The following is an 11166-nucleotide window of genomic DNA, read 5'->3' on the forward strand; positions in this document are numbered from 1 at the left end:
GTGCAATACCAATGCAAGTCGGCGCCACCGGAGCCCCAGCCGCGGCGGTCGTATTCGGTGATCCAGGTCTTGAGGATTTCGGTGCCGTCGGGCCGGGTCACCCACTCTTGGCTGCGCCGGATCGGCAGCTGCCAGCAGACATCGGGTTTCATCGTCAACGGCGGCACACCCAGCTTGAGGGCCTTGCTGTGCAGGGCGCAGCCAACACCGCCGGCAAAGCCGGGCCGGTTCAAGAAAATGCACGCCTGCTTGTATTTGCGGGTGCGGTACTGGGGTTCGCCTTCGTGCTCGTCGAGTTCGAGGTAACCCCTACGGCCCAAACCTTTTTCGCGGAACTGCCAGTCGTCGTCGGTGAGTTTGGCCACAGCATCGTCGAGGCGGGCCCGATCGTCGTCGTCGGACAGGAACGCTCCGTGCGAGCAGCACCCGTCGTCGGGCCGGCCTTCGACCGTGCCCTGACACGCCGGCGTGCCGAACACGCACGTCCAGCGGGACAGCAGCCACGTCAGGTCGGCGGCGATCAGGTGCTCGGGGTTGTCCGGGTCGTAAAACTCGACCCACTCACGGGCGAAGTCCAATTCGACTTCACCGGGATGGTTTGGCTGCGCACTTGCCACAGTTTTAACGGTAGACCAATCCGTGGCCAGGCTGCTCACACGTAAGGTTGTGTCTCGTGCGATTAGGTGTTCTCGACGTCGGTAGCAACACGGTCAACCTGCTCGTGGTGGATGCCCGCCGCGGCGGGCACCCGACGCCGATGAGTTCGACCAAGGCCACGCTGCGGCTGGCCGAGTCAATCGACAACTCCGGCAAGATCACCCGCAAGGGCGCCGACAAGCTGATCGAGACGATCGAGGAGTTCGACAAGATCGCCGACAGCTCGGGGTGTGCCGAGCTGATGGCGTTCGCCACGTCGGCGGTGCGCGACGCCAAGAACTCCGATGATCTGCTGACCCGGGTGCGCAAAGAGACCGGAGTGCAGCTGCAAGTGCTGCGCGGCGTCGACGAGTCGCGGCTGACCTTCCTGGCGGTTCGCCGCTGGTACGGCTGGAGTGCGGGGCGGATCATCAACCTCGACATCGGCGGCGGCTCGCTGGAGCTGTCCAACGGCGTCGACGAGGAACCCGAAGTCGCGTTGTCGCTGCCGCTGGGCGCCGGACGACTGACCCGTGAATGGCTCAGCGACGACCCGCCAGGGCGGCGCCGAGTCGGGATGCTGCGTGACTGGCTGGACGCCGAGATGGCCGACGCCGCGGCGAAAATGCTCGACGCCGGCAGCCCCGATCTCGCAGTGGCAACGTCGAAAACTTTCCGCTCGCTGGCCCGGCTCACGGGTGCCGCGCCGTCGGCCGCGGGACCACGCGTTAAGAGAACGCTAACGGCGAATGGCCTCAGACAACTCATATCTTTCATATCTAGGATGACGACCGCTGACCGTGCAGAACTGGAAGGGGTGAGCGCCGAGCGCGCGCCGCAAATTGTGGCGGGAGCTCTGGTCGCGGAGGCGAGTATGCGAGCGCTGTCAATTGAAACGGTGGACATTTGCCCGTGGGCGTTACGGGAAGGTCTCATCTTGCGAAAGCTCGATAGTGAGGCCGACGGAACCGCCTTCGTTGAGACTTCCGTGCGAGATGCTGGTAGTCGGCGAGCCGAGCGGAATGGCGGCAAGAAATGACCGGACCACACGACACCACCCGACCCATATCGGTCGCCGAGTTGCTGGCCAAAAACGGCACGCTCGGCGCCCCGGCCCCGGCGCGCCGTCGCCGTCGCCGCGGCAACTCCGACGCGGTGACCGTCGCCGAACTGACCGGCGAGATCCCGATCATCACCGACGACATGGAGCCCGAGTCGGCCGATAGGCCGGGTTCGGGATCGCGTGCCCACCGGGCCCACGGAATCGCCCACGTCGACGAAGACGTTGCCGAAGCACCCGTCGAGAAGCCCGCCGAGAAGTACTGGTCGGAACCCGAGCCGCGTTGGCCGGCATCGGCGCCGCCCCGTCCACGCGAATCGGCGACCGAGCAGCGAGAAGCACGGCTCCAGCGCAGCGCGTATCCGCGCCCGGTGCGCACCAACGGGCGGCCCGACCCCGACCGTGCCGAGCAGCGGGACGATAAGTCGTCGGACCGGGCCGGCGCCGAGGGGATGAATCCCGATCCACTCGAGGATTACGCGGGTATGTCGGTGGACGTGATGGACACCGATGTGCGAGAAGCCGAGCCGGTCATTGAAGACTCCGCCTACGTGCGCTCGTACCTGCAGTCGTCCACGGCCAACGACGTCGACTCACGCGATGCGGCCTACCACGACATCGACGACGTCGCCGAGGAAGAGGACTACCCCGAAGACGACTTCGACGCTGACGGTGAGCCACACACGTGGTCCCGCTCGGAGAGCATGCGGTTCGGCGGAATGGTTGTGCTGCAATCGTTTTTGGCCGTCGCGTTCGGCGCAGGATTGTTCATCGCGTTCGACCAACTGTGGCGGTGGAACAACATCGTCGCGCTGGTGCTCTCGGTGCTCGTCATCCTCGGCCTGGTGGTCGGGGTGCGGGTGGTGCGCAAGACCGAGGACATCGGCAGCACGCTGATTGCGGTGGCGGTGGGGGCGCTGGTCACACTGGGCCCCTTAGCGTTGTTGCAATCCGGCTAAGCGCTCCACGTGCGCCCAGCCATCAAGGTCGGTCTGTCGACGGCCTCGGTCTATCCGGAGAAGACTGAGGCCGCTTTCGAGTACGCGGCCAACCTCGGCTACGACGGCGTCGAGCTGATGGTGTGGGGCGAGTCGGTCAGCCAGGACATCGGCGCGGTGGCCAAACTCTCACGGCGCTACAAGATGCCGGTGCTGTCGGTGCATGCGCCGTGTCTGCTGATCTCGCAGCGGGTGTGGGGCGCCAACCCGATTACCAAGCTGGATCGCAGCGTGCGGGCCGCCGAGAAGCTGGGCGCCCAGACCGTTGTCGTGCATCCGCCGTTCCGGTGGCAGCGCCGCTACGTCGAAGGCTTCACCGAGCAGGTAGCAGAACTCGAGGCGTCCACCGACATCCTGGTGGCCGTGGAGAACATGTTTCCGTTCCGCGCCGACCGGTTGTTCGGTTCCGGCCAGACGATGGAGCGGATGCGTCGACGCGGCGGTGGACCCGGGCCGGGCGTTTCGGCGTTCGCTCCGTCTTATGACCCACTGGACGGTGACCACGCCCACTACACGCTTGATTTGTCGCACTCCGCGACGGCTGGCACCGACGCGCTGGACATGGCCGAGCGGATGGGTTCTGGCCTGGTGCACCTGCACTTGTGCGACGGCACCGGTCTACCCGCCGACGAACACCTGGCGCCGGGCCGCGGCAACCAACCCACAGTCGAGGTCTGCCAGATGTTGGCTGCCGGCGACTTCGCCGGCCACGTCGTGCTGGAGGTGTCCACGTCGTCGGCGCGGTCAGCTCACGAACGCGAGGCAATCCTGTCCGAGTCGTTGCAATTCGCCCGCACGCATTTGTTGCGTTGACACCGCCGACGACGATGAACACGGCAGCGCGATCCGAGGTAGGTAGGTGGAGCGGCGCCATTGACCCAGAAGGAAATTCGACAAGTTGACCGCGCTATTCACCGAAGCGATGCAGCTTCGCGAGATCGACGCCGACGGCGTGTACAACGTCTATGAGGGCGAGCTGAACAAGTGCTGGACCATCGGGCCCAAGGTGCACGGCGGTGCGATGGTTGCGTTGTGCGCCAACGCCGCTCGCACCGCTCACGGCGGACCCGTTGAGCCGGTTGCGGTTTCGGCCAGCTTCCTGTGGGCGCCCGATCCCGGTCCGATGCGGTTGGTGACGTCGATGCGCAAGCGGGGACGCCGGGTCAGCGTCGTCGACGTCGAGCTGACCCAGGGCGATCGCACCGCCGTGCACGCGGTGGTCACTCTCGGCGAGCCGGAGCATCTGGTGCCGCCGTTGATCTCGGCCAACCCGGCGGCGGGCCTGATGACTCCCGAACCGCCCGACGACGTGCTGCCGATCGCCCCCGGTCACCGGCTGGCCGGGCTGGTCAACCTGGCCGAGGGCTGCGAGGTGCGGACGTTGACCTCGACGCTGGGCATCTCCACCGATGGCAAGCCGCCGGTGATTCAGAACTGGGTGCGCCCTCGCGACGCGGCACCCGATGTGCTGTTCGCGTTGATGTGCGGAGACATCTCGGCGCCGGTCAGTTTCGCCGTGGACCGCACCGGCTGGGCGCCGACCGTGCAGCTCACCGCCTATCTGAGGGGTCTGCCGGCCGACGGCTGGCTGCGGGTGGTCTGCACCTGCGTGCAGATCGGTCAGGACTGGTTCGACGAAGACCACACCGTCGTCGACTCCGAGGGTCGCATTGTGGTGCAAAGCCGCCAGCTGGCGATGGTGCCCGCGCCCTAGCTGAGAAAGTCGCACCGGTCTGCGATGCTTAGCGGCATGGCCAGAATCGCGCTCGTGGGTGGGGGGAGCATGGGCGAAGCCCTGCTGTCGGGCTTGCTGCGGGCCGGGCGGCAGGTCAAGGACCTGGCGGTGGCCGAGCGGATGCCCGACCGTGCCCGCTACCTCGCTGAGACGTACGGCGTGCTGGTGACGTCGCTGCCCGACGCGGTGGAGAACGCGACGTTCGTCATCATCGCCGTCAAGCCTTCCGACGTCGGCTCGGTAGTCGGCGAGATCGGCAAGGTCACCGCGGCCGCTGCCCACGACAGCCCGGATCAGGTGTTCATCTCGGTCGCGGCCGGGGTCACGACGACCTACCTGGAATCCAAGCTGCTGGCCGGGACCCCGGTGGTCCGGGTGATGCCCAATGCACCGGCGTTGGTCGGTGCGGGGATCAGCGCGATGGCTGCGGGCCGTTTCGCGACCCCTGAGCAGCTCAAGGAGGTCGCCGCGCTGTTCGACTCGGTAGGTGCGGTGCTGACGGTCTCCGAGGAGCACATGGACGCCGTGACGGCCGTTTCGGGCTCGGGTCCGGCGTACTTCTTCTTGATGATCGAGGCGTTGGTGGACGCCGGCGTCGGGGTGGGGCTGAGTCGCGCGGTGTCCACCGAGTTGGTGGCGCAGACGGTGGCCGGCTCGGCGGCGTTGTTGCTGGACAGGATGGAACAGGACCGGGGGACCGGCAGCGACGCCCGGCGTGACCTGTCGCTGGATACCACTGCGGCGCTGCTGCGCGCGGTTGTTACCTCGCCGGGTGGCACTACTGCGGCTGCGCTGCGGGAATTGGAAAAGCACGGTTTGCGGGCGGCGGTCGACGAGGCGGTACGGGCCGCCAAAACACGGTCTGAGCAGCTAAGAATTACACCTGAGTAATTTATAGAATTTTATTTATTTGCCACCACCCGTCGCAATAACCACACTAGTCCCGCTATTCTCCTACTTGGTATGCACCTGTGGGTGCCAGCGGAGGGGAAGCCGCTGGGACTGCAGGAGCCTGACTGATTGGGTTGCGATGACGTCTATGAACGGGCCATCGGCTGGCGGTAAATCGGGACGAGACACAGGTTCCGTTGACGGTCAGCAGCCCCGGACGCAATTCCTGACGGTTGCTGAAGTGGCGGCACTGATGCGGGTCAGCAAGATGACGGTCTACCGGCTGGTTCACAACGGTGAGCTGCCCGCGGTCCGCGTCGGGCGATCCTTCCGCGTGCACGCGAAAGCCGTGCACGACATGCTGGAGACCTCCTACTTCGACGCTGGATAGCGTTCCAGTGCGGCAATGCGGGGTTCTGCGTGTCCCGATGCATCCGGAGTACCCGGATGCGGTTTGTGGTGCCCGCATGGCCCGTTGACCGCTGCGCCGGATTTGGGTGCCGGCACCGGCTTTGGTGTTCGATGCGCTCACCTGGGTAGAGTGTCTGGGTTATTGCATATGCCCGGCCATGGCGGACTCGGGCCGCCACACAGATAGCGGAGTTATGGGTTCAGTAATCAAGAAGCGGCGCAAGCGGATGTCGAAGAAGAAGCACCGTAAGCTGCTTCGCCGCACGCGGGTGCAGCGCAGAAAACTCGGTAAGTAACTTCTGCTCGCGGCTGCCCTCGTTCGCAGCCGATGCCGCGCCAGCGCGAGGTCGATAGGCTAATCACGTGGAGTCGTCGGACGGTCAGTCAGGTACCGGCACCGATGCCGTGCAATACCCGAAAGTTGTGCTGGTCACCGGGGCGTGCCGGTTCTTGGGCGGTTACCTGACCGCCCGGTTGGCGCAAAACCCGATGATCAACCGGGTCATCGCGGTGGACGCGGTCGCGCCCAGCAAGGACATGCTCCGGCGAATGGGTCGCGCCGAATTCGTCCGGGCCGACATTCGCAACCCTTTTGTCGCCAAGGTGATCCGAAACGGCGACGTCGACACCGTGGTTCACGCCGCGGCCGCGTCGTTCGCGCCGCGCTCCGGCGGCGGCGCGGCGCTGAAGGAAATCAACGTGCTCGGGGCGATGCAGTTGTTTGCGGCCTGCCAGAACGCGCCGTCAGTGCGTCGCGTGGTGCTGAAGTCGACCTCCGAGGTGTACGGCTCCAGCGCGCACGACCCGGTGATGTTCACCGAGGACAGCAGCAGCCGCCGTCCTTTCCGGGAAGGCTTTCCGAAGGACAGCCTGGACATCGAGGGCTACACCCGCGGGCTGGGCCGGCGGCGGCCCGACATCGCGGTGACGATTCTGCGGCTGGCCAACATGATCGGCCCGGCGATGGAAACCTCGCTGTCGCGCTACCTGGCCGGGCCGCTGGTCCCCACGGTGCTCGGCCGCGACGCCCGATTGCAGATGCTGCACGAGCAGGATGCGCTAGGTGCCTTGGAGCGCGCGGTGATGGCCGGCAGGGCCGGCACCTTCAACATCGGCGCGAGCGGGGTCATCATGCTGTCGCAGGCGATCCGGCGGGCCGGCCGAGTTGCGCTCCCGGTACCGGGATTTGGTCTCGCGGCGTTGGATTCACTGCGTCGGGCCAACCGCTACACCGAGATCAATCGTGAGCAACTCGACTACCTGAGCTACGGCCGGGTGATGGACACAACGCGGATGCGACAAGAGCTCGGATACCACCCGAAGTGGTCGACTGCGGAGGCTTTTGACGATTATGTACGCGGCCGAGGTTTGACTCCCATTATCGACCCCGAATGGGTAGGCTCCATTGAAGGTCGGGCCGTAGCAGCAGCGCAGCGCTTTGGTGGCCGAACCACAATCAACTAAGGGTGGGGGGAGGTTTACTAATGGCGGGCGATTCGAAGGCGAAAGTCATTCCGCTGCACGGGAATTCAGGCCGTGCAGCGGCTCAGCGGCGTGCCGGGCAACGCACCCATACCTCTCGTCAGCATCCCTCACTCCTCTCCGAACCCGACACCCGCGCATCCGCCGACGAGATCGCCGCGGTCGTACGCGAAATCGATCAGCACCGTCGCGGCGCGGGCAGTCGATCCGACGCCGATCAGCCGAGCAACGAGCTCGCGCAAAAGGTCAGTGCGGTCGCCGATTTTCTGCGGCACCGGCTCATGGGCGACTACCACGTCGACGAGTTCGGCTTCGACCCACACTTCAACGATGCAATCGTGCGGCCGCTGCTGCGATTCTTCTTCAACTCGTGGTTCAGGGTCGAGGTCAGCGGGATCGAGCATCTACCCGATACCGGCGCGGGCCTGGTGGTGGCCAACCATGCCGGCGTGCTGCCGTTCGACGGGCTGATGGCCTCGGTGGCCGTGCACGACGAGCATCCTGCGCATCGGGATCTGCGTCTGCTGGCCGCCGACATGGTGTTCGACCTACCGATGGTGAGCGCGGCGGCCCGCAAGGCCGGACACACGATGGCGTGCACCGCTGATGCACACCGTCTGCTGGCCGCGGGCGAATTGACTGCCGTGTTCCCGGAGGGCTACAAGGGTCTGGGTAAGCGCTTCAAGGACCGCTACAAGCTGCAGCGGTTTGGCCGCGGTGGTTTCGTGGCGGCAGCGTTGCGCGCCAAGGCGCCGATCATCCCGTGCTCGATCGTGGGCTCCGAAGAGATCTACCCGATGCTGACCGACGTTCGGCTGCTGGCGCGGTTGTTCGGGCTGCCCTACTTCCCGATCACCCCGCTGTTCCCGCTGGCCGGCCCGGCCGGGTTGGTGCCGTTGCCGTCGAAATGGCACATCGCGTTCGGTGAACCGATCGACACCGCGCACTACGAGGGCGCTGACGCCGAGGATCCAATGGTCACCTTCGAGCTGACCGACCAGGTGCGCGAGACCATCCAGCAGACGCTGTATCAGCTGCTGGCCGGCCGTCGCAATATGTTCTTCGGCTGAGGGTTTGAGTTAAGCCGGCTTGACCAGGGTGAACTGGGCTACGTCGCAGCTGCCCTCGCGGAACAGGTTGGCGCACCCCGTGAGGTATTTCATGTAGCGCTCGTAGACCTCTTCGGACTGGATCGCGATGGCCTCGTCCTTGCGAGACGACAATGCCTCCGCCCAGAGATCCAGGGTCCGCGCGTAGTGCAGTCGCAGCGGCTGAATCCGCGCGACCTCGAAGCCCGCCTTGGTCGCGTGCTCCTCGACAAGCGCCACTGAAGGCAGCCGGCCACCTGGGAAGATCTCGTCCATCATGAACTTGGCGAATCGCGCCATCGAGATGGTTCTCTTGATGCCCCGATCTTCGAATTCTTTTTCGCTGGGGACCACGATGGTGTGCAGCATCATGGTGCCGCCGGCCGGCAGCGCGTTCCACGCCATCTTGAAGAAGTCGTCATAGCGATCGAAGCCGAAGTGCTCGAAGGCGCCGATCGAGACGATCCGGTCGACTGGCTCGTGGAACTGCTCCCAGCCGTTCAACAGCACCCGCCGGGAGCGCGGGGTGTCCAGCTCGTCGAACGATTTCTGCACGTGGGCGGCCTGATTTTTGCTCAACGTCAGGCCGATTACGTTGACGTCGTACTTCTCGATCGCGCGGCGCAGCGTGGCCCCCCAGCCACAGCCCACGTCGAGCAGGGTCATGCCGGGCTCCAGGCCCAGTTTGCCCAGCGACAGGTCGACCTTCGCCTGCTGAGCCTCTTCGAGCGTCATGTCGTCGCGCTCGAAGTAGGCGCAGCTGTAGGTCTGGCTGGGGTCGAGAAAGAGCCGGTAAAAGTCGTCCGATAGGTCGTAATGCGACTGGACGTCGTCAAAGTGCGGAGTGAGATTAGAGCTCATTGATTTGGGTTCCCCCCTGAAAGGTTCCGGCTGACACTAAGCGCCAGCCCGGATGGATGCAATTGCCGCGATTGTCGCCTCAGCGTTCGCGTCGGGGTTTGACGACTCGCCGAGCATGGTGACGATGCTGGTGATGATGGGGTTGCCGTCGACGTCTGTGACTTCGCTGCGGATCTCGGCGATCACCGTGCCGTGGGACTCGATGACCGAATCCAGGTAGGTGTCGAAGTACAGCCGATCGCCGACCTTGATCGGCTGGTGGTACAGGAATTTCTGGTCGCGGTGCAGCACCCGGGCCATGTTGATCGGGATGTCGAACTTGGTGAAGACGTCCATCTGGACGCGCCGCCCGGCGACCGCCAGGAACGTCAGCGGCGCCACCACGTTGTCGTAGCCGAACTCGGCGGCGGACTCCTCGGACTGGTGCGAGGGATGTGAGTCCTTGATGGAGAGTGCAAACTCGCGGACCTTCTCGCGCCCTACCTCGAAGTAGTCCGGGTACCGGTAGTGCGTTCCGATCAGGTCCTCGGCGCCCGCGGGCAATGACATGCGCTGCTCTCCACTCTATGGGTGCTCAGCGGCGCAGCCTATCAGCGAGCTTGCCTCCGCGATGCCACCGCAGCCAGTGCGCCGCCCGCCGCGCCCAGTGCCAGAGCCGACGGTACGCCGATCCGTGCGGCCTTGCGGGCGGTCCTGAAGTCGCGGATTTCCCAGCCGCGCTTGCGGGCGTAGTCGCGTAAGGCGGCGTCGGGGTTGATCGCCACGGCCGTCCCGACCAGGGACAGCAGCGGCACGTCGTTATAGCTGTCGGAGTAGGCGGTGCAGCGCTTCAGATTGAGGCCCTCGCGAATGGCCAGCGAACGCACCGCGTGAGCTTTGCCGGGGCCGTGCAGGATGTCGCCGACCAGCCGGCCGGTAAAGATGCCGTCTACCGATTCGGCGACCGTGCCCAGTGCGCCGGTCAGGCCAAGGCGGCGGGCGATGGTGATCGCGAGCTCGTAGGGCGTGTCGGTCACGAGCCAGACCTGCTGGCCGGCGTCGAGGTGCATCTGGGCCAGGTCGCGGGTGCCCTCCCAGATCTTCTCCGCGATGATCTCGTCGTAAACCTCTTCGCCCAGGCTCATCAGCTCGTCGGTGGATCGACCCTCGATGAAGGCCAGGGCTTTGCGGCGGCCGGCGGCGACGTCGTTGCTGTTCTCTTTGCCGAGGACCTGAAACTTGGCTTGCGCGTAGACGAATCCGAGGACGTCGCGATAGGTGAAGTACTTACGGGCGGCCAGGCCGCGGCCGAAGTGGACCAGCGACGAGCCCTGCACCAAGGTGTTGTCGACGTCGAAGAACGCTGCCGCGGTCAAGTCGACAGGTGGCTGCTCGGGATTCGCGGCTTCGTCGGCCTGGATGTCTGCCAGCGCACGCTCGGCGCTGGCATTGGTCGCCAACGTCTCGAACTGCTGCTCAGCGGGGTCGGGTTCTGCATGGGGGCCGGGTTCGACAGTGCCCGGGCCGCCGGAAGCGGTCACGGTTTCACACTATCTGCCAACGATGCGTTGAGCCGGGGTTGGCGGGCTGTGTGCCTAGTGGTCTTGCCAGTCCTCGTACTCGGTGCCGGAAGTGTCGTTCCAAAATTTCTTCGGGACTTCGGTCTAACGGTCTTCCTCAGGCACGCGGTCGATCTGCTCCTGAAACTCGTCGAATAACTTGCGCGCGTTCGCCAGCTCCGCTTCAGTCGGTCGGGTAACACCGGCTTCTTCAGGTGTCGAGAAAATCTTTCCCGCGATTTCTTTAGCGACTACTTGTCTTGCCAGCCTTCGTACTCGGTACCGGACATGTCATCCCGGAACCTCTTCGGGACTTCCGTCCAATAGTCGGCTTCAGTGAGGCGGTCGATCCGCTCCTGACCCTCGTCGAAAAGTTTGCGGTAGTGCGCCAATTCCTCTTCGGTTGGCGGGGTGACTCCTGCTTCTTCTGGTGTGGAGAATGTTTTCCCGGCGATTTTTTTGGCCA

Annotated in this window: 14 protein-coding genes; 9 read left to right on the forward strand and 5 right to left on the reverse strand. The window is 65.1% G+C overall.

Annotation, left to right across the window (positions count from 1 at the left end; translation table 11 throughout):
• Window positions 1–617, reverse strand: a 617-nt coding sequence (locus tag WAO18_RS12290; protein ID WP_422206551.1) for a hypothetical protein, incomplete at its 3' end; no start/stop codon positions are given.
• A gap of 56 nt (window positions 618–673) precedes the next feature.
• Between WAO18_RS12290 and WAO18_RS12295 the strand changes: the two genes are divergently transcribed.
• From WAO18_RS12295 to WAO18_RS12335, 9 genes are all read left to right on the forward strand, one after another.
• Window positions 674–1675, forward strand: a complete 1002-nt coding sequence (locus WAO18_RS12295) for a hypothetical protein (protein WP_422206552.1) — start codon at window positions 674–676, stop codon at window positions 1673–1675.
• Window positions 1672–2655: a hypothetical protein gene (locus WAO18_RS12300; RefSeq protein WP_422206553.1), complete on the forward strand. Its 984-nt coding sequence runs from the start codon at window positions 1672–1674 to the stop codon at window positions 2653–2655. The genes WAO18_RS12295 and WAO18_RS12300 overlap by 4 nt, the downstream gene beginning before the upstream one ends.
• Before the next feature lie 9 nt (window positions 2656–2664).
• Window positions 2665–3507: a sugar phosphate isomerase/epimerase family protein gene (locus tag WAO18_RS12305; RefSeq protein WP_422206554.1), complete on the forward strand. Its 843-nt coding sequence runs from the start codon at window positions 2665–2667 to the stop codon at window positions 3505–3507.
• Window positions 3508–3592: 85 nt separating this feature from the next.
• A complete protein-coding gene (locus tag WAO18_RS12310; protein WP_422206555.1) occupies window positions 3593–4408 on the forward strand; it encodes a thioesterase family protein in 816 nt (271 codons plus the stop codon).
• A gap of 36 nt (window positions 4409–4444) precedes the next feature.
• Window positions 4445–5320 carry a pyrroline-5-carboxylate reductase gene (gene proC, locus WAO18_RS12315; RefSeq protein ID WP_422206556.1) on the forward strand — a complete coding sequence of 292 codons (876 nt, stop codon included), beginning with the start codon at window positions 4445–4447 and terminating at the stop codon, window positions 5318–5320.
• Between the two features lie 139 nt (window positions 5321–5459).
• Window positions 5460–5711, forward strand: a complete 252-nt coding sequence (locus tag WAO18_RS12320; RefSeq protein WP_422206557.1) for a cell division/environmental response transcriptional regulator — start codon at window positions 5460–5462, stop codon at window positions 5709–5711.
• Between the two features lie 214 nt (window positions 5712–5925).
• Window positions 5926–6027 (forward strand): 30S ribosomal protein bS22, encoded by a 102-nt coding sequence (locus WAO18_RS12325; RefSeq protein ID WP_003402602.1) that lies wholly within the window; start codon window positions 5926–5928, stop codon window positions 6025–6027.
• A 67-nt stretch (window positions 6028–6094) separates the two neighbouring features.
• On the forward strand, window positions 6095–7195 hold the full coding sequence (locus WAO18_RS12330) for an SDR family oxidoreductase (protein ID WP_422206558.1): 1101 nt from the start codon (window positions 6095–6097) through the stop codon (window positions 7193–7195).
• A gap of 20 nt (window positions 7196–7215) precedes the next feature.
• The gene (locus WAO18_RS12335) at window positions 7216–8283 is read left to right on the forward strand and encodes a lysophospholipid acyltransferase family protein (protein WP_422206559.1); all 1068 of its coding nucleotides are present in this window, start codon (window positions 7216–7218) and stop codon (window positions 8281–8283) included.
• 9 nt (window positions 8284–8292) lie between these two features.
• On the opposite strand, the gene WAO18_RS12340 is transcribed toward WAO18_RS12335, so the two are convergent.
• From WAO18_RS12340 to WAO18_RS12355, 4 genes are all read right to left on the reverse strand, one after another.
• Window positions 8293–9162: a cyclopropane mycolic acid synthase family methyltransferase gene (locus tag WAO18_RS12340; RefSeq protein WP_422206560.1), complete on the reverse strand. Its 870-nt coding sequence runs from the start codon at window positions 9160–9162 to the stop codon at window positions 8293–8295.
• A gap of 36 nt (window positions 9163–9198) precedes the next feature.
• Window positions 9199–9711: an FAS1-like dehydratase domain-containing protein gene (locus WAO18_RS12345; RefSeq protein ID WP_422206561.1), complete on the reverse strand. Its 513-nt coding sequence runs from the start codon at window positions 9709–9711 to the stop codon at window positions 9199–9201.
• A 41-nt stretch (window positions 9712–9752) separates the two neighbouring features.
• Window positions 9753–10601 carry an HAD family hydrolase gene (locus WAO18_RS12350; protein ID WP_422206563.1) on the reverse strand — a complete coding sequence of 283 codons (849 nt, stop codon included), beginning with the start codon at window positions 10599–10601 and terminating at the stop codon, window positions 9753–9755.
• 350 nt (window positions 10602–10951) lie between these two features.
• On the reverse strand, window positions 10952–11166 hold a 215-nt coding region (locus tag WAO18_RS12355), incomplete at its 5' end, for a hypothetical protein (RefSeq protein ID WP_422206562.1).

The organism is Mycobacterium sp. (genome assembly GCF_049278535.1).
GTDB lineage: Bacteria > Actinomycetota > Actinomycetes > Mycobacteriales > Mycobacteriaceae > Mycobacterium.